The sequence below is a fragment of the Psychrobacter luti genome (assembly GCF_014192115.1).
GTDB classification, from domain to species: domain Bacteria; phylum Pseudomonadota; class Gammaproteobacteria; order Pseudomonadales; family Moraxellaceae; genus Psychrobacter; species Psychrobacter luti.
This window is the reverse complement of the sequence record NZ_JACHXL010000001.1, coordinates 78849-98129: the sequence shown is the minus strand read 5'-3', so window position 1 is coordinate 98129 and position 19281 is coordinate 78849. Positions and strand designations below refer to the sequence as shown.

Genomic DNA, 19281 nt, shown 5'->3' with positions numbered 1-19281 from the left:
ATTTATTCAGCAAACTTATTCAGTACATTTACTCAAAATCGCGAGCATACATTTGCGCATAATGACCCTGCAATTGCATCAGCTCAGCATGCGTGCCTAGCTCAACAATCTGACCACCATCTAAAACAGCAATACGGTCAGCGGACTCAATCGTCGTTAAACGATGCGCAATCACTAGCGTCGTGCGGTCTTTCATAACATTATCAAGTGCTTGCTGAATGTAATATTCTGATTCATTATCTAGAGCACTGGTGGCTTCATCTAAAATCAAAATCGGCGCATCTTTTAGTAATGCTCGAGCAATAGAGAGGCGCTGGCGTTGACCACCAGACAGCTGCAAACCTTCAGCGCCAATTTCACTTTGATAGCCATTTGGTATTTTCATAATAAAATCATGGGCAAAAGCGTCTTTTGCGGCCTGCTCAACCTCAGCTTGGGTCTTATCAGCCAGACTGCCATACGCAATATTATTAAATACCGTGGTATTAAACAGTACCACTTGCTGATTGACCATTGCAATCTGCGCGCGCAAGCTCTCAAGCTTAATATCTTCAATAGGCATACCATCAAGGGTAATTTGCCCAGAAGAAGTATTTAAAGTACGGGTAAGTAAATTGACTAAAGACGATTTGCCAGCGCCACTACGCCCAACTAATGCCACTGTTTCGCCTGCGCGCACGTCCAAAGTAAAGTCACGCAGCGCCACAGTTGAATCAGGATAGATCAAACTGACATTATCCAGTTTAATCTCACCTGCCAAAGTAGGACTAAGTACACCGGTATCTGCTTCTTCCGGCTCATCTAATAAAGTAAATATTGATTCGCCGGCCGCGAGCCCTCTTTGCAACTGTTGATTAACATCAGTCAATGAACGCACAGGCTTACTTAATAGCCCCGCTGCAGCAATGTAAGAGATAAACTCACCTGCTGAGATATTATCTATCACCGCAGGGCGCAGCGCGAGCCATACCACCACCGCCATGGCTATTGCCATCAACAACTGTACAGCAGGAGTATTGATGCTATTGGTCACAACGACCTTCATCCCTTGGCGCAGGTTTTTCTTCGACGTTGTATCAAAGCGCTTAGACTCATAGGCTTGTCCGCCGTAATTTTTCACCACTTGATAGCCATTAATCACTTCATTGGTGATATGGCTGACATCACCCATAGTTTCTTGAATACCCTTTGAAAGCTTTAAATAACGCTTTGAGGCTACCCTTATGAGCCATAAAATCGGTGGCAGCACGACGAACAAAATCAAGGTCAAACGCCAGTTGCTATAAAGCAAGAAACCTATCAAAGCCACGACCGTCAAGCCATCGCGCAGTAGCGTCTTCATCGAATCGGTACTAGCTGCCGTCACCTGCTCGACATCAAAAATAAGCTTAGACGAAATCGTCCCTGCTGGATTCGCTAAATAAAATGAGCTTGGCAAACGCAGTAGCTTATTAAACACCTGCACACGTAGCTCATACACAAGATTGCGCGAGACTAACGCCGTATAGTAGTTACCTAAAAAGCTTCCTACGCCGCGAACGAAAAACAACAGGACAATAATAAACGGAAATAAATCCTGCTTACTTTGATCATTTTGATTAATGGCATCAGTGATATATTGCAATAATTTAGCAATCCAAATCTCTGTCGCCGCATTAATAGCAAAGCCGATAACCATCAGTAATAGCGCCCACCAATATGGTTTAAGATAGCTTAACAGACGTAATAAAGTCTTATGCTTAGGCGTACTTGATGGCGCTTCCGATAGCTTGCTAGCAGAAGTTTTTTTAGAGTCAGGTTGATTAGCTTGGCTCATAAAAGCCTCAATTTGGGTATAAATAAGAAATAAATGACATGAATGCAGCAGTAGCTATTGGTTATAAGATAAAGCATTAAAGGCTTCTAGAGTAATGGCAGTAATGCTTAATAAGCTTTACCACCTTATCAAATACTATAAAAATTATTGTGGTGATGATTGTGGTAAAGGCTGACCAAGTGGCACAACCGTACTAATATTTAAATTTAAAAATCCCAATTTACCAGCGATATCCATGACCCGTACCACGGATTGATGCGTGGCATTGGCATCGGCAGCAATCACAAATAGCATATCGCGATTACTACCCGCCTCTTGTTGTAGCATGCTGGTTAATTCAGCCTCGTTGCTACTGGCAAGCGTAATGCCATTGACCAAATAACTACCATCTTCTTGCACCGCCACTTCAATACTATTTTTTTCTTCTGTCAGTGCCACACCCTCAGCTTCAGGAAGAATGATATTTAAGCGACTAAAATGATTAAAAGACGTAGCAAGGAGTAAAAACACGATTAAAAATAATAAACAATCAATCATTGGCGTAAGATTGATTTCAAGCGGCTCAACGGTCGGTTTTCTAAAGCGCATATCACTCTCTTTAATGTGCTTAAAGGTATATATTTAATAAGCAGTGATTCATACTATTATTTTTATCATTAATTAGAATAATACAAACAATAGAATTAAGTCGCTGCCGCAGTATGATTTAAATCTGAGGTGTCAATTGAAAGCTCATTACTTACATGACTCGATTCATCATCTACTGCTGCAAGAGTAGTCAACTGAGACATAGCAGAACTATTGATATTATCTAACAATTGATAATCATATAACTCTTGAATCATTAGTCCCGCTTGGGTTTCAAACCGCGCATTGATATCAATAATACGGCGCTGAAAATAACGATAAGCAACCAAAGCTGGGATAGCCACAATCATACCAGCAGCAGTGGTAATCAAAGCCTGTGACACGCCAGCCGCTAACATCGTTGGGTCTTGCATCGCACCATCTGTAATTGCCAAAAACGATGAGATAATACCTAATACCGTACCCAACAGACCCAGTAATGGCGCAATCGCACCAATGGTGCCAAGCATATTGATATTTTTCTCTAACTGATGCACCTGTACACTCGCGCGGTTTTGCATATGCATCGTCATCGAGTCTAAGCCGTACTGGCGGTAAAGCAAACCGGTCGCTAGAATATCGCCTAAAGGGGTCTTTTCTTTGACATTCATCAACTGTGTACGACCGATATCACCGTTTTCACGTAGGCGAGTTATCAGCTGTTCGCGCAATCTATTGGGTACAATCTTATTAAATTGCAAAGTGTGGCTACGCTCGATAATGATAACCAATGCCAATATTGAACACACCACGATAGGTGTCATCAGCCAACCACCTGCTTTTACCAGCTCCCACATACGGATTCTCTTCTATGTTTTTATTAATTATTAAAAGATGATTATATATTTGTATAATTAGTTAAAGCTTATTAAAAACCTTAAGCCTGAGCTTCTATATGCTTAATTAATGCTGCCAGCTGATCTTGGCTATGGAAGAATATCTCAACACTACCCTGCCCGTCTTTTTTGTGTTTGAGCTTTACTTCCGCGCCTAACATATCGGTTAAACGCTGGGTTAAGCGTTCAACATCACGAGACTGCACTTGCTCAGTACGATTGGCTTTTGGCGCAGGTTGCAAAATGGATTTAACCAGCTTTTCAGCCTCGCGCACCGTCATACCACCATCAATGATTTTTTGCGCAATGATAGGCTGCTGTTCTGATGATAGCGCCAACAATGTACGCGCATGACCCATATCTAAAGCACTGTTTGCCAAATGGTCTTTGACCGTATCATGGAGCTGATTGAGACGTAGCAAGTTTGAAACCGTGGTACGCGCTTTACCAACGACTTCGGCAATCATGGCATGACTCATACCAAATTCTGTATGGAAACGCTGTAAAGCTGCCGCCTGCTCAATCACCGATAAGTCTTCGCGCTGGATATTCTCAATTAATGCCAGTGCAATTGCCAGCTCATCAGATAACGCACGCTCAATCGCTGGTATAACCGATTTACCCGCCATTTTTGCCGCACGCCAGCGGCGCTCACCGGCGATAATTTCATGCGTAACCAAAGCTTCACTTTTATCTTCATTCGCCAGTAATGGACGAATAACAATTGGCTGCATCACACCATGTTGTTCAATGGAAGAGGCCAATTCTGCCAGCGCAGTTTCACTCATATCACGGCGTGGTTGATACTTACCCGCTTGCAAACGCGTCACATCGATTTGCACCAAGCTTATTTGGTCTTCAGAAGCACTGTTTTCTGTCACATTTGCACGGGTTTTATTAGCAGAGCTTTTTTTAATCGTACGCGCTTTACGATTATGAGTGTCAGTAGATTGCTCTGTCACTGGCGAGGCAGAAGGTTTCTGAGCAGTTTTTGCATCAGCAGCTTTGACTGCCGCGCTGGCATCCTGCTTATCAGCTTCTGATATTTCAGTTTCTAGCATTGCAGCTGACACAGTAGGCTCACGCACTACCGTATCATCTTGTAAGGCAGAGGCGGCAATTTGTTTTTCTTTTTTGATTGACCCTAATAAGGCATCTAAGCCTCTATTGGCAGCCAACCCTCTTTTCTTTGCCATGATTACCTATCCTCTAACGCTAAAATTAAAAGCCCAATGCTTATTACTGCCGGCTTACTAATAAATATAATTTGCTGTTTTTAATGTTTAAGCCAAACAAGCCAATTGATGACTAACAGCTTTTGACTAAGAACTTACGATTAATAATTAATGATATTAACTTTGTTTCATCACTTCAGCCGCCAGTTTTTGATACGCGCGCGCACCTTTTGACCATCTCTCGTACGCGATAACTGGTAAACCATGTGCTGGCGCTTCTGCTAAACGAATATTTCTTGGAATATGAGTCTTGTACATAATCTCGCCAAAGTGCGCCTCTAATTCAGCAGACACATCCCGCGCCAAGGTATTACGCGCATCAAATAAGGTTCTGACCACACCGCGAATATACAGTTTAGGATTAAGTTCAGTGAGACGCTCAATTGTCTGTGACAAGTCCGCTAAACCTTCTAGCGCATAATATTCGCACTGCATCGGAATGATAACGCCGTCGGTGGCAACCAAAGCATTAATCGTCAGCAAGTTTAAGCTTGGCGCACAATCGATAATCACATAATCATAAGCAGGCTTTTTGGCCGCAACTTGATCATTAACCAGCTCCGCCATCGCCGTTTTAAACAGCTCATGGCTGTTGGTCTTACTCATTAAGGTGATGTCCATACCCGCCAAATCACGATTGGCACCGATGACATCAAAGCCAGCTGGACTATTTACAATCGCCTCAGACAGCGACACCCCATCGAGCAGTACATCAGCGATGGTCAGCTCTAATTGGTTCTTATCCACGCCCGTGCCACTGGTGGCATTACCCTGTGGGTCTAAGTCAATCAGCAGTACATGCTTGCGCTTGGCCGCTAAGCTGGCGGTCAAATTCACTGCCGTCGTGGTTTTACCCACGCCGCCTTTTTGATTCGCAATTGCTATGATTTCCATACACTCACTCAATTTAATTAGGATCTATTACTGATTTTACTGAAGCATTTTGCTGCTCGTGCTTATTATTTTACTCAATTACCTGACGCTTACCTATAAGGTTACTTAAACACTATAAGATTACTTAAACACCTGTGTATAAACGATAAGACCATTTATATGTCACTATAGAACATTTGTTACCTTACAGTGCGTCGCGTGCTCATAGCTTAGACATTTTTATAGGATAATTCAATTAAATGGCGACTATCCTGTAAACGAGGCACTTTTAACGGAATCGTCTTAATTTGCCAATCGCCATCTAGGGCTTGTAATTCTTCGTCGCTTGGGGCTTTACCCTTCATCGCGCATAAATAACCGTTATCTGCTAAGCGTGGCTGAGCGACTTCAACAAAATCGATCAAACTGGCAAATGCTCTCGATGTTACCACCTCGTAGCTGGCTTCATGCGCTTCAATACGCGAGGCGATTGGGTGCATGTTACTCAAACCAAGCTCGCTACTGATTTGTTTAATAAAACGAATTTTTTTCTGATTGCTATCAAGCGCGGTACATTGACGCTCAGGCTGACAGATAGCGATAATCACCGCTGGCAAGCCCGCTCCCGTGCCAATATCCAGCAGTGACCCTGATGGTAAATGCGTTATAATAGCCAAACAATCGATGATATGTTTGATAAGTGCTTCGATTGGATCGGTAATAGCGGTCAGATTATACGCTTTATTCCATAATAAAAGCTGGTCTAAATACAATAATAACGTGCGCTGCTGAGTCGTGCCTAAAGTAAGACCCAGCTCATCTATTGATTGCGCCAAGATATTTGCAAGCGTAGGTAATTGGGCACCGAGCTTTACAAAACCTGTCGGGTCAATATGAATGTTACCCGTGCTAGCAGATGATGAAGAGGTTTTAGTAGAATCTGACATACGGGTTATCCAGTTTTGACATGTGAACCGTCTATTTTATCATGCAGGCTGCCCATTGAATAGTTGCAGATTGCGCCAATGTACGCCATCTTATACTATCTAAGCCTATATTGAAGGCTTATCTTCTTCAACAGTCATCAATTTAACGTAGAGAAATGAATATTACCTTAACCTAATTAGTAAAAATATCTATCTCTCTATGATACAAAACTGCGCCTAATGTCTTGTCTAAAACGCGCCTATATCTTGTAAGATGTCCTTATGCATTATAAAAAATGATTCATTGTTAAAAGCGCATTCTTACACTTAGCGCTTAAATAGAAAAAGCTCAATAACCATTCCGCCCTCTTAAAACGACTTACTATATAACTATGACTGAACCGCAAAATACACCTATGAATCAAGACCCAAAAGATACCGACCCTATGGTAAGCCCTGTCGATAAAGCAGCAGAGTCAGAATCATTAATAACGAATCTGCCTAAAAAAAAGCCATCTAAAACAAAGCTGCCCAAAAAAGAACTGGCACGCAAAAAACAGCCAGACATTAATGAGCCAGATAGCACATTAGATGCGCCTAGCACGCCTCATCCGGTATTTATCGATGTTAATGAGCGCTGCCTTATCAGTGCCGAGCAGCTTAAGCGTTATACGGATACCAATGAACTACCGAGCGATACCCGCACTGCCCCCGATTTAGATGTCGGCTTTGGACAACAGCGTGCTCTTAAAGCGTTGCATACGGCACTGGATATTCATGCCAGCGGCTATCATGTATTTGCCGCTGGTGAAAATGGCTTAGGTAAACGCACGGTTATCAGTCGTTTATTACAACGGATTGCCGCTGACGCACCGACGCCCGACGACTGGGTTTATGTGTACAATTTTACCGATCCACGTACACCGCAAGCATTACGTTTACCTTCTGGTCAGGCGACCATACTACAGCAGCAGGTCAATCAATTATGGCAGCAAGCCAAAAAACGACTTAGCCAACGCTTTCGTAGCGACCAATATCAAAGCAAAATCGAAGCCATCAAAAATGATACCCATCAAAAAGAAAGTCAAGCTTACGACGACCTAAATACCGAAGGTAAACAATACGATTTGGCACTGACGTTTCGCGCATTTGATAATAAAGCGGTATTTGTACATCCTAGCCAGCTACCAAAAGAAGAAAGCAATAGTGAAGTTAAAGATTACAAAACCTCTAACAATCAGGAAAATAAGTCAATAAAAGAGGAAAGTCAGCAAGCTAATACTGCTAGTGCAAATGCTTCTAGTAACGATATTCTGAGTAACGATGATAGCGTTATCAAAGATGCTAACCACGACTACGGCAAGAGCGAATATGAAGCTGAGCTGAATAATTTTGCACAAAAAAACCATATGCAAAAACGATTAAGTCAGCTGACCATCGTCTTAGAGCAATTAGAAGACGAAGCCAATGATGCCATTGAAGAGCTGCATCGCAATATTGCACGCCGAGCGCTACAGCCTCTATTTGCGCCTATTTATGAGCAGTTTACTAATCATCCATTGGTTGTCGAATACCTAAAAACCGTATTTGCCGACATGGTCACGCATGTCGAGCGTATCGTCAATGGCGATGACGAAGAGTTTGTGACGGCAGTGCTAGCCACAACGCCGAGCCGCTATGCAGTCAATGTCATTGTCAGCCATACGCCAGATAGTGGCGCACCGGTCATCTTTGAAGACTTGCCGACGCATTTAAACCTATTGGGTCATGTCGAGCAAATCACCCAATTGGGCACAGTAACCACCGATGTCAGTATGATTCGAGCAGGCGCGCTGCACCGCGCCAATGGTGGTTATCTGTTGTTAGAAGCCAGTCATCTGCTTGAGCACCCTTATGCATGGCAAGGTCTTAAGCGCGCCCTCCAATCACGCAAAATCAAACTTTCAAGCCTTGAGCAGATGCTGACCTTAACAGGCAGCCTATCGCTCGCGCCCGCACCCATTGATCTTGATATTAAGGTCATTTTGCTTGGCGAAGCAGATTTATATTACGAATTACTAGAGCTTGAGCCTGAGTTTGATGCGGTATTTAAAGTACGCGCCGATTTTCATGATGATGTGACTCGCAGCCCTGAACACGAATTGGCATTGGTCGCAAAAATGGCTGACATCATTGATTATGCCAACCTTTATCCTTTTGATAGTAGCGCGCAAGCCGCCCTACTTGAGCATTTAAGCTTACAAGCAGAAGACCAAGACCGCTTAAGTTTGCATAGTGATTTATTGATTAAGCTTTTGCATGAATCCAACCGCCATGCGCGTTTGAGCGGTAAAAATATCGTTAGTGCCATTCACGTCACTTATGCTATTGACGATATGGACGAGCGCTCAGGATATTTGCGCGACCTCTATTGGGATGAGCTAAAAAACGGCCAACAGCTGATTCAGACCCAAGGTGATGCTGTGGGACAAGTAAATGCGCTTACTGTCGTTAGTTACGCGGATAGCGAGTTTGGTATGCCTGCTCGTCTGACAGCAGTCATTCAACCAAATATCGGTGCTGGCGAAATCCTCGATATCGAGCGTGATGTGGATTTGGGCGGTAGCTTACACGCCAAAGGCATGCTGATTATGACCAGCTATTTGCGCGCCTTATTTAGTCAGCATCATGCGCTAAACTTTAGCGCCTCGCTCGCTTTTGAGCAAAGTTATGCCCATATCGATGGTGATAGTGCGACGGTCAGTGAAGGCTGTGCGCTACTCTCCGCCTTGGCAAACGTCCCTATCAATCAATCTTTTGCGATTACAGGTTCGATGAATCAATTAGGCGAAGTCCAAGCGGTTGGCGGTATTAATTCAAAAATCGCCGGTTTCTTTGACGCTTGCCGCGAGCAAGAGCTGACGGGACAACAAGGCGTGGTTATCCCAATGGCCAACGTCAAACAATTAATGCTTCGTGATGACATCATTGCCGCCGTTCAAGCAGAGCAATTTCATATTTATGGCGTACATACCTTAAGTGAAGCCTTGACCTTAATGACCGGTCTACCTGTCGATACCATGAATAAAAAAGGTCGCTATCGCAAGGACACCTTATTTGGCAAAGTGTTAAGCCGTTTGATGCTATGGGATGAGAATCAGAACGCTGATGACGAAGTCGATGATAAAAAGTCGAAAAAGAAAGCTAAGAAGAAGCGCCAAGCCAAACGTCAAAAAAAACAAGATAAGCAAAAAAAATCGAAGAAAGAGAAAGGTGACCTAGATACAAGTCTAGATGTAAACCCAGACGCAAACATAGAGACAAATACAGAAATGCATCCCTAGACGTTGTCATGCTTTTCTGCGATGATTGGTTTTTTATGATGCGCTATGCTAATTAATAAAATGCTAATAAACAGCTAGCAACCAAACCCGTGACTGAATAAAGGTTATCTTTAATGACTGTACATTCTACTGACGCCGATAGTATTCAAGCTCAAGCAGCTGTTGATGAGTCAGCAACTGCACTAGTGACTAAAGAAATTACAGAAAAAGTTACTGCATATAATAAAGCGTCTGAGGAAGCAGCAGATAATCGTCATGGAGCCGCGACGACGGCACGGCAATGGCAAGTTTTATCACAATTGCAGCGCAATCGCTGGGTAGGTACAACCCATGTTTACGAGCAGCTTATATTGGCAGGCTTTGATATCAGTTTGCGCACGGTGCAACGCGACTTAAATGCTCTTGCCAAACGCTTTCCTATCGAAAAAAACAATGCCAATCCGCAAGGTTGGCGCTGGAAAGATGATGCACCCCTCCAAAGCTTGCCGCATATGAACTTATCACAAGCGGTTGCCTTTAATATGGTTGAAGCCAATCTAAGCCAGCTGTTACCGCCCGTTATTTTAGATGAGCTATTCCCTTGGTTTGACTTAGCACGCAGGCAACTTAAGAATAGCAAAGTCACGCATTCATGGATTGACAGAGTGCGTATAGAGCCTGCAACTCAGCCCTTGATTGCACCGCATATTGATTTAGAAAGTAAAGACAACATTTATCATGCGTTATTTTATCAATTACAAATACAAGCCAGCTATACCCGCAGTGATAAATCACAAGCCAGCGAATATACCTTAAACCCTATTGCTATCATTCAGCGCGGGGTAATTATTTACCTATTGGCAACGCGCACCGATGACCCAGAAGTGATTATTCGCACCTTTGCCCTGCATCGATTTACCAGCGTTGAGATACTAGAAAGCGTGGCTAAAACCCCAGACAATTTCCAACTAGATAACTATTTAGATGCAGGCGGCATGGGCTTTAGCCATCCTTTATTTAACCAATTGCCTGGTCATGGCAAACACACCGCGGTTGAGCTACAATTTACCAAACAAGCGGGCAAAAGCTTAACGGAAAGTAAGCTTAGTGAGAACCAAACCATTACCATCAATAGCGATGAAACCCTGACCATCCAAGCAACCGTTAACTTAACCTCGCAGCTGGTTTGGTGGTTACGGGGCTTTGGTAGCGGTCTATTAGATGCTAAACCTGCGCTACTGTATCAAGCTGTACTAGATAAACCAGTAAATGATGAAGAAAAATAGCTCATTATTAATAATTATGAAAATCTAATAGCCATACTCAAACGCTCTAACGTTTATACTATTTAAAATAACCATTACAACATTTATCATGCGAAACCCAAAAGGAATATTATGTCGACCACTACCCCATCACCACTACTTTCAGACAGTTTAAGAGGGCTGGGTTTAGATGCGGGGACGTTATTCTTTGCGCTAAATTATGAATTTACCAAAATTGAGCAAAAAGGCTTATTTAAAAATTTAAAGAAGCGCTTTAAGAAAAATGAAGGCGCGATTGATATCGATTTGGCCTGCGTACTGTATGACGACAACTGTAACATCAGCGATATTGTTTGGTTTAAGCAGCTACGTGATAAAGCAGAATCCGTCAAACATCAAGGCGATAGCCTCAATGGCAAAGACCGCGGTGAGCAAGCGATGTACCTTGCACCCCTTGACCAAGAGCAAATCAGGCTTTATTTAGATAAAATCCCTGCTCACATCACGCATATCGCTTTGATTGCCAACTCTTATCATGGGCAGCCTTTTAGCAGAGTCAAAAAAGGTGAAATTCATTTAAGCGATGATGAAGGTAACCGCTCTTTTGAAGTTAATTTAAAGCAGCTACCACGTGACTGCATTACGCTTTGGGTCGCACACTTGCGCCGAGAGGTGGATGACTGGCATTTGACTTTACAAAACCTACCCCTGCCTGCGTTAGATTTATCGACAGCCGCGCAAGAAGTGGCGCATGAATTGGCACGCGCCCTGCCTCCCGAAAGGGATTCAACATTAAGGTAGAAAGGTAGGATTGGTTTCTGCTTATAAAATAAAAAGGGTGAGACGCTATTTAAGAACGTCTCACCCTTTTTTACACTAAAAACTTTTAATTTAAGAACTGCGTTTAAGAACTGCTCTTAAGAGCCACCTTTAAGAAAAAGGCTTAAACTTCAGCTTTACTCTAACGGTTCACCGCAATGCGGGCAAAAATTCTTTTGCCGCACTTCTCTTTCGCGGCGTTCTAGTTCTTGCTCACGCAATACTTGCAGTACAATCTCTTGCGCTTGCTCTTTATCCAAACCAAGCTCGCGGCGGATTTTTTCAATCATCATCTGATTCTGAACCAAATCAAAATCACTATCGACCAATTGCCCACGAAAATCTTGCTCAAGCTCTTCACGGCGCTGACTGAGCTCATTTGCCAAACCCGTCGCCAAAATACCGGCTGGTAATGCAGCTAGACCGACGCCCAATATGGTGATAATTGCCCCCAATATTTTACCGGCATTGGTAATAGGAGTTACATCACCATAACCGACCGTTGTCAGGGTGACCACCGCCCACCACATGGCTTTGGGTATCGATTCAAACTCCTCTGGCTGCGCGTGGTTTTCTACCAAATAAATCCCACTTGATGCCGTCACAATCATAATAATTAAGATAAAAAGGACCGCTTGAAACGAGCCTTTCTCCTTACTGATAACCACCAATAAAATACGTAAGGAAGCAAAATAACGGGTAAGTTTAAGAATGCGAAACAGACGTAAGATACGTAAGAAACGCAAATCGATACTGACAAAGAAATTCAAAAATGCAGGCGCAATCGCAATGATATCAATCAACGCCGACGGACTTTTTAGCCAATCCCAACGCTGACGCCACGTGGTATTGTCCGGTTTCGCTTCAGCGACGCTCCATAACCTGAGTAAATACTCGATAGAAAAAATGATAATCGAGAAGTTTTCAAACAAGTTGAAATACTCTTGATATGGATAGTACCAGTTATCTACAGACTCAGCGATGACCGCCGTGACGTTCGCCATAATCAAAAGAATGAGGAAGTAGTCAACATAGCGACTAAAGAGCGTGTCATGCTCATCGTTTTGTAGAATGTTATAGACGAAAAGACGCAAGCGCCGTATAGATTGGAGTAGCATGGCGTCCCTATATGCGGTGCGGTGTAACACCGATCCTATATTAATAAACCGTTTTTTAAAAAGCGCTTATGCCTAAATTCAGCCTAACAAAGTTGATGGGCACATTTAGTTTATACATCAGTAATGATGATTATACAAAATTTAGGTAATAAATGTAGGTCACTGCCAACAACATCACGGCAATCGCCAAGAAAACGAAGCGTAAAAACTGCTCATCAGCCCGTAATTGGTTGCTTAAGTTTTGTGCAGGTAATAAGAATAAACCACAGTTAGGGCAACAAGAATCTATTTGGTTTAAGAGCTTAATTGAACGGGCGTTTTCACAACGAAGCGGAGAATTACTACAATAACCGAGCATAATGTCTGACCGTCCCCTTTAATAAAATAGCAGAATAAACCGCTGAATTGAAATAGTAACCGTAATTAGAAGATTATTCTTAACTTAGTCTATCTATTGAAGTACATGTGTCACTTAAAATATTAATATTACCGCCTTCCATTTAAAACCTTACTTTTAGTAAGGTTTTTGTATTATAATAGAGAGATAATGTTACAAGTTAACTATAACCATAACATTGTGTAATCGGTCACTAATGTCATCCCTCATTAGAAATTGACCAATAATCATCTATTACGTTGAGGAATCAAACGATGAAACTACAATCCCTAGTTTTGGCTACTGCAACTGCACTTACTATGACCACCGCTTTCGCTGTACCTGCTGGTAGTTGGACTGTTGCCGCTGGTGCTCACTATGTTGATCCTAAAAGTGATAACGGTAACGTTACTATAGGCACTACAAATTACACTGTAGATGTTGATGGTGATGTACGTCCAACCATCAGCGGCGAATACTTTATCGCAAATAACGTTGGCGTTGAGCTACTAGCAGCAATTCCATTTCATCATGACTTTACGTTAACTGATGCAAATGGTGGTGAAATAACAGGTAGAACTCAACATTTACCACCTACTCTTTCTCTACAATACCACTTCGACGGCTACAACCTGCCTATGAATGTGAAGCCTTTTGTTGGTGTTGGTGTGAACTATACAACTTTCTTCAAAGAAAAACTTAATAACGACTTAGGTCTTGAGTTAAAACTTGATGATAGCGTTGGTGTTGCTGGTCATATCGGTCTTGATATCCCATTCGCTCCTACTGAGTCTTTGCGTATTGATGCCCGTTATATGGACATCAAAACAGACGCTACCGTAGTAGATGGTACAGGCGTTAATTATGAGCTTGGTGAAATCGATATCAGCCCTTGGGTATACGGCGTTGCTTTTGTAAAACAGTTCTAATATAGCCCATTGCTATATACTGAACACCATGAATAAAAGAAGCCAGCTATTAAGCTGGCTTCTTTTATTCATTGAGAAATAAGTTTATAGCAAAATCCGACGTGGATCAGCCAATAAGGTTGCGATATAGCGGGTAAATACCGCGGCATCAGCGCCATTAATCATGCGATGATCATATGATAGCGATAATGGCAACATCAAACGTGGCTCGAAGGTTTGCTTACTAGCATTCCAACGCGGCTGCATACTGGCTTCTGATACCCCTAAGATACCCACTTGTGGCCAATTTACCAATGGCGTAAATGCGGTACCACCTAAGTTACCTTGGCTTGATATCGTAAAGCTTGCGCCTTGCAATTCTTTAGTCGTCAGCTTCTTATCACGCGCTTTAACCGCAAGCTCACCAATCTCAATGGCAATCTGCTTAAGCCCTTTATCTTGCACATTTTTGATAACAGGTACAATGAGGCCGTCATCAGTCGCTACCGCAATACCCATATTGACACTTTTACGTAAAATAACTTGGGTATTATCGTCGCTCAAATGACTGTTAAAACGCGGATGCTGGGTTAGCGCATAAGCGGTCGCTTTGACAACAAAGGCTAAAATAGTGAAGCCGATACCTTCCGCTTTCATAGCACCTTTAAGCTCACCACGTAACTTTTCAGTCTCCGTAATGTCCGATAGGTCAAACTGCGTTACTTGCGGCAACAAGGTATTATAATTAAGCTGCGGTATTGACACTTTTTGCAGACGGCTTAAATCTTGTACTTCGGTCTCACCCCATATCTCAGTATTACTCATATCAGGTAAGCTTGGCAGGATTGAGCTAACTCCATTGCCACTATCAGGTGCGGTTTTTTGAGTATTCAACTTACCTTTCACATGCGCAAACAAATCTTCTTTTAAGATACGCTCATTAAGCGCTGAACCCGCCACTTGGGAGATATCAACCCCTAGCTGACGTGCAAGCTTACGCACAGCAGGACCGGCATAGATATCGACCATTTTTTCATTGACTTGTGCTTCGCTCAGCTTAGCATGTGCAGCGCTTGTGCTACTCGTAGATTTAGCAGCTTGTTTTGGCTTGTCTGTTGTTTGCGACTTGTCAGACTGCTCAGCTGATTCAGTTTTATTAGTGGAGTCAGCAGGTTTTGATGCTTGCGATTCAGAAGTCTCGGCTTTACTCTCATTTGCCGTACTAGTGCTAGCTGTACCTTCACCAATAATGACGATAAAGTCTTGACCATTGGCGACCATATCACCTGCTTGCACCAATATTTTTTCGACCTTGCCAGCTTCTGGCGCCGGTACTTCAACCGACGCTTTATCAGATTCAATGAGCAAAATGGATTGATCAGCAGTGACGATATCACCGACACTGACCATAATCTCAGACACTTGCGCTTCATCGACGCCTAGGTCTGGTAAGGCATGTGTGGTTGCTTTTCCTGCTTGCTCACTTGCTTGTTTTGCAGATTGAGAAGTATTTACCTCAGCTGTGCTAGTATTGCTTTGCTTCTCTGCTTGCTGATTATCCTGTGACTCATTTTGTTTGTCAGCGGCAGGTTCTGTTTTATTTTCTGTATCAGCGCTTTTTTCATCAGTGCTTTGACTATCATTTTGACTGTCAGCACCAGCTTCGCTTTCAAGCTCAATGAGCACCATACCTTCGCTCACTTGGTCGCCAACTGCCACGCTAATTTTAGTCACTTTACCGGCAGCCGAGCTTGGCACTTCTACTGAAGCTTTATCAGATTCCAATAAAATAATATTGTCGTCTTTTGCAATAACGTCGCCAACTTCGACCATAATCTCACTGACTTCGGCGCTATCGACACCCAAATCGGGGGCTTTAATGTCCATCCGTAATTCTCCTTGTATTATGATTGCCTTGTCTTTTGGCTATTCTTTGACGTCATCATCATTGAGTAAGGCGGCATCAGCTGGGTCTTCTGCGCGACCTTCGCTACTTATTTCATCATCATCTTCATCGACAAACTCTGGTACAGGGCTCGGATTAACATTATCAGGGGCTGGCGCGTCTGGGAAATGATCATAATGAGGCTGTTGTTGCCATGCAGGTGGTTGATCGGCTTCGATACCGAAGCTTGAAATCGCATCTTTTACCAGACGCATCTCAACTTCACCTTCATCAGCTAAGCGTTTAAGCGTTGCCACAACAATGTGAGCGGCATCAACATGAAAGAAGCTACGTAATTGCTCACGGGTGTCCGAGCGACCATAGCCATCGGTGCCTAAAGTCGTATAAGGGCGATTGTCCGGTAACCATGCGCGGATTTGCTCTGAGTAGTTACGCATATAATCTGTTGCGGCAACCACGATACCTTCGTGCGGAGCCAACTGCTCAGTAACCCAAGGCACTATCTCTTCTTCCATCGGATGCAGGCGGTTATAGTCATCACAAGCCATACCATCGCGAGTCAGCTCGTTAAAGCTGGTCACGCTCCAAACGTTGGAGCTGATGTTAAACTCGTCTTGTAATATTCGTGCCGCTTTTTGTACTTCACGTAAAATAACGCCAGAACCGAGCAGCTGAACTTGGCTTGATCCGTTGTCTTCTAGCAAGTACATACCACGCTTAATGCCTTCTTCCACGCCTTCTGGCATAGCAGGTTGTTCGTAGTTTTCATTCATTAAGGTTAAGTAATAATAAACGCGCTCGCCCTCGCCATACATGCGGCGTAGACCATCATGCATAATCACTGCCAGCTCATAACCAAAGCAAGGGTCGTAAGTCACGCAATTCGGTACGACGTTAAATAAAATCTGTGAATGACCATCTTGATGCTGCAAGCCTTCGCCATTTAGCGTAGTACGACCTGCTGTTGCGCCAAGTAAGAAGCCTTGCGCCTGACAGTCACCTGCCGCCCATGCAAGGTCACCAATACGTTGGAAACCAAACATCGAGTAGTAAATATACATCGGAATCATCGGTAACGCATTGACAGAATAACTGGTTGCCAGTGCAATCCAGGTACTCATCGCGCCTGCTTCATTGATACCTTCCTCTAGCATGTGACCATCGATGGCTTCTTTATAACCCATCAAGGCTTCACTATCTTCTGGCGTATATTTTTGTCCAGAAGCCGAGTAAATACCCAACTGACGGAACATACCTTCTAAACCAAAAGTACGTGCTTCATCAGGAACGATAGGCACAACACGGTCTTGAATGTCTTTATTTTTTAGCATGGCGGATAGCAGACGTACAAAGACCATGGTGGTCGATTGTTCTTTACCATTACTGCCTTTAAGCACGCGATCAAAAATAGATAAATCTGGAATATTCAGCGGGATATGACCACTACGGCGATTGGGCAGATGACCACCTAAGGCTTCACGGCGACCTTTTAGGTACTTCATCTCAAGCGAATCTTCTTTTGGACGATAAAAAGGTAGCGTCTCTAATTCTTCATCAGTAAATGGCAAATCAAAGCGGTCACGGAAATACATCAAAGCTTCATGGTCGAGTTTTTTGATTTGATGCGATTTATTCACCGCTTGTGCTTGGGTAGACAAACCATAACCTTTAACGGTTTTGACCAAGACAACGGTTGGTTGACCTTTGGTCTTCATGGCTTCACTAAAGGCGGCATAAACCTTCATCGGGTCATGACCACCGCGGTTTAGGCGTGCGATATCATGGTCAGACAGCTCGTTTGCCATCTCCTCTAACTCTGGATATTTACCAAAAAACTCTTTGCGCGTAAATTCAGGCGTACGGGCTTCATATAACTGATATTCACCGTCGACCGCTTCTTCCATACGATACTTAAGCACACCAGTCGTATCTTTATCTAACAAAGTATCCCACTGACCGCCCCAAATCACCTTAATCACGCGCCAGCCAGCCCCACGGAATACAGATTCAAGCTCTTGAATAATCTTACCGTTACCACGAACTGGTCCATCAAGGCGCTGTAAGTTACAGTTGACGACCCAAATTAAATTGTCCAGTTTTTCACGACCAGCGAGAGAAATGGCACCCAAGCTTTCTGGCTCATCGGTTTCGCCATCACCCAAGAATGTCCAAATCTTGCGATCTTCTTTCTCTAACAAACCGCGGTTTTCCATATAGCGATGTACATGCGCATGGTAAATGGACATAATCGGGCCCAAGCCCATCGACACGGTTGGGAACTGCCAATAATCTGGCATTAAGTAGGGATGCGGATAGCTTGAAAGACCCTTGCCGCCCACTTCACGGCGGAAATTTTCTAACTGTTCTTCGGTCAGACGACCTTCTAAATAAGAGCGCGCATAAATACCAGGTGCTGAGTGACCTTGATAATAAATCATGTCACCGCCGAAATGATCGCTGGCGGCACGGAAAAAATGGTTAAAGCCCGTCTCATAAAGGGTCGCACTTGAGGCAAAAGTCGCTAAGTGACCGCCTAAATCATCATCGTTTTTATTGGCGCGCATAACCATGGCCAACGCATTGTAGCGAATCAAAGCTCGAATTTTGCGTTCAATCGTCAAGTCGCCTGGGTACATTGGCTCATCTTCGACCGCGATGGTATTGATATAAGCCGTATCAAGACGGTTAAATGGCAGTCCTTCTTGTACCGCCATATTGTATAACGCTTTTAATAAAAACTGCGCCCGATCCTTATCGGCATGTTTGATAACGGACTCAAAGGCTTCCAGCCATTCTTGGGTTTCGGTGCTATCAGCATCCTTATAATAATTCATCTTTCTTAATCCTTTTTATCAGTCAGCCCTGCACGATGACAGAGTGTTATTAAATCAGAGTGTGGTACGTATTTTAATGAGCAATCACTTTACTTGATGCTTTCCTTATAACGTCCTTGCTGCATCTAAGCATTGCATTGTATTTTTTGGTGATGACAGAAAAACCTAAACAACTTATATCACTGTCCATTAGCATAGGGAGGTAAATAGATATTCTTATAAAACCTGACGACAGCCAATATGTGACACTCGCTATCAAATGATAATGACACTCTATTATAGGTACTTATTAAGGGTTTGTTTATAGCTATGGAGAAATGCCAATATGACAAGTATTTCTAAAATAAATAGTGATTATTTTTTTAGGGATATTAATAATATTAAAAGCTTTTTATTTTACTCTAATTAGAATTAGAGATAGCTTAATAGTAAAGACTGAG

At 43.1% G+C, this 19281-nt stretch carries 13 protein-coding genes; 4 read left to right on the top strand and 9 right to left on the bottom strand.

Annotation, left to right across the window (positions count from 1 at the left end):
* Positions 1 to 28: 28 nt before the first annotated feature.
* From msbA to rsmG, 6 genes are all read right to left on the bottom strand, one after another.
* On the bottom strand, positions 29 to 1816 hold the full coding sequence (msbA, locus tag FHS24_RS00400) for a lipid A export permease/ATP-binding protein MsbA (RefSeq protein WP_183617735.1): 1788 nt from the start codon (positions 1814 to 1816) through the stop codon (positions 29 to 31).
* 144 nt (positions 1817 to 1960) lie between these two features.
* Positions 1961 to 2404 (bottom strand): ExbD/TolR family protein, encoded by a 444-nt coding sequence (locus tag FHS24_RS00395; protein ID WP_183617733.1) that lies wholly within the window; start codon positions 2402 to 2404, stop codon positions 1961 to 1963.
* 95 nt (positions 2405 to 2499) lie between these two features.
* A complete protein-coding gene (locus FHS24_RS00390; protein WP_183617730.1) occupies positions 2500 to 3240 on the bottom strand; it encodes a MotA/TolQ/ExbB proton channel family protein in 741 nt (246 codons plus the stop codon).
* 80 nt (positions 3241 to 3320) lie between these two features.
* Positions 3321 to 4475 (bottom strand): ParB/RepB/Spo0J family partition protein, encoded by a 1155-nt coding sequence (locus FHS24_RS00385; protein WP_183617728.1) that lies wholly within the window; start codon positions 4473 to 4475, stop codon positions 3321 to 3323.
* A 156-nt stretch (positions 4476 to 4631) separates the two neighbouring features.
* Positions 4632 to 5408, bottom strand: a complete 777-nt coding sequence (locus FHS24_RS00380; protein ID WP_183617726.1) for a ParA family protein — start codon at positions 5406 to 5408, stop codon at positions 4632 to 4634.
* Positions 5409 to 5617: 209 nt separating this feature from the next.
* Positions 5618 to 6334 carry a 16S rRNA (guanine(527)-N(7))-methyltransferase RsmG gene (gene rsmG / locus FHS24_RS00375; protein ID WP_183617724.1) on the bottom strand — a complete coding sequence of 239 codons (717 nt, stop codon included), beginning with the start codon at positions 6332 to 6334 and terminating at the stop codon, positions 5618 to 5620.
* A gap of 371 nt (positions 6335 to 6705) precedes the next feature.
* Between rsmG and FHS24_RS00370 the strand changes: the two genes are divergently transcribed.
* From FHS24_RS00370 to FHS24_RS00360, 3 genes are all read left to right on the top strand, one after another.
* Positions 6706 to 9636, top strand: a complete 2931-nt coding sequence (locus tag FHS24_RS00370; RefSeq protein WP_183617722.1) for an ATP-binding protein — start codon at positions 6706 to 6708, stop codon at positions 9634 to 9636.
* 113 nt (positions 9637 to 9749) lie between these two features.
* Complete coding sequence (locus tag FHS24_RS00365; protein WP_183617720.1) at positions 9750 to 10901, top strand: helix-turn-helix transcriptional regulator; 1152 nt, start codon at positions 9750 to 9752, stop codon at positions 10899 to 10901.
* Between the two features lie 111 nt (positions 10902 to 11012).
* Positions 11013 to 11681 carry a TerD family protein gene (locus FHS24_RS00360; protein ID WP_183617718.1) on the top strand — a complete coding sequence of 223 codons (669 nt, stop codon included), beginning with the start codon at positions 11013 to 11015 and terminating at the stop codon, positions 11679 to 11681.
* 155 nt (positions 11682 to 11836) lie between these two features.
* Here FHS24_RS00360 and FHS24_RS00355 read toward each other — a convergent pair whose 3' ends face one another.
* Positions 11837 to 12817: an ion transporter gene (locus tag FHS24_RS00355; RefSeq protein ID WP_183617716.1), complete on the bottom strand. Its 981-nt coding sequence runs from the start codon at positions 12815 to 12817 to the stop codon at positions 11837 to 11839.
* Between the two features lie 651 nt (positions 12818 to 13468).
* Between FHS24_RS00355 and FHS24_RS00350 the strand changes: the two genes are divergently transcribed.
* Positions 13469 to 14122, top strand: coding sequence for an OmpW/AlkL family protein (locus tag FHS24_RS00350; protein ID WP_183617714.1), 654 nt, complete (start codon positions 13469 to 13471; stop codon positions 14120 to 14122).
* Positions 14123 to 14206: 84 nt separating this feature from the next.
* Here the strand turns inward: FHS24_RS00350 and FHS24_RS00345 are convergent, their stop codons facing one another.
* Entirely contained in the window at positions 14207 to 15988 is a 1782-nt protein-coding gene (locus FHS24_RS00345) for a 2-oxo acid dehydrogenase subunit E2 (protein ID WP_183617712.1), read from the bottom strand.
* Positions 15989 to 16027: 39 nt separating this feature from the next.
* Entirely contained in the window at positions 16028 to 18841 is a 2814-nt protein-coding gene (gene aceE / locus FHS24_RS00340) for a pyruvate dehydrogenase (acetyl-transferring), homodimeric type (protein ID WP_183617711.1), read from the bottom strand.
* Positions 18842 to 19281: the final 440 nt, after the last annotated feature.

What these genes read in the sequence shown, in the direction of transcription:
- FHS24_RS00360 (WP_183617718.1), top strand. Translation starts at nt 11,013, where the DNA reads ATGTCGACCACTACCCCATCACCACTACTTTCAGACAGTTTAAGAGGG.
- aceE (WP_183617711.1), bottom strand. Translation starts at nt 18,841, where the DNA reads ATGAATTATTATAAGGATGCTGATAGCACCGAAACCCAAGAATGGCTG.
- rsmG (WP_183617724.1), bottom strand. Translation starts at nt 6,334, where the DNA reads ATGTCAGATTCTACTAAAACCTCTTCATCATCTGCTAGCACGGGTAAC.
- FHS24_RS00350 (WP_183617714.1), top strand. Translation starts at nt 13,469, where the DNA reads ATGAAACTACAATCCCTAGTTTTGGCTACTGCAACTGCACTTACTATG.
- msbA (WP_183617735.1), bottom strand. Translation starts at nt 1,816, where the DNA reads ATGAGCCAAGCTAATCAACCTGACTCTAAAAAAACTTCTGCTAGCAAG.
- FHS24_RS00385 (WP_183617728.1), bottom strand. Translation starts at nt 4,475, where the DNA reads ATGGCAAAGAAAAGAGGGTTGGCTGCCAATAGAGGCTTAGATGCCTTA.
- FHS24_RS00355 (WP_183617716.1), bottom strand. Translation starts at nt 12,817, where the DNA reads ATGCTACTCCAATCTATACGGCGCTTGCGTCTTTTCGTCTATAACATT.
- FHS24_RS00380 (WP_183617726.1), bottom strand. Translation starts at nt 5,408, where the DNA reads ATGGAAATCATAGCAATTGCGAATCAAAAAGGCGGCGTGGGTAAAACC.
- FHS24_RS00345 (WP_183617712.1), bottom strand. Translation starts at nt 15,988, where the DNA reads ATGGACATTAAAGCCCCCGATTTGGGTGTCGATAGCGCCGAAGTCAGT.
- FHS24_RS00390 (WP_183617730.1), bottom strand. Translation starts at nt 3,240, where the DNA reads ATGTGGGAGCTGGTAAAAGCAGGTGGTTGGCTGATGACACCTATCGTG.
- FHS24_RS00365 (WP_183617720.1), top strand. Translation starts at nt 9,750, where the DNA reads ATGACTGTACATTCTACTGACGCCGATAGTATTCAAGCTCAAGCAGCT.
- FHS24_RS00395 (WP_183617733.1), bottom strand. Translation starts at nt 2,404, where the DNA reads ATGCGCTTTAGAAAACCGACCGTTGAGCCGCTTGAAATCAATCTTACG.
- FHS24_RS00370 (WP_183617722.1), top strand. Translation starts at nt 6,706, where the DNA reads ATGACTGAACCGCAAAATACACCTATGAATCAAGACCCAAAAGATACC.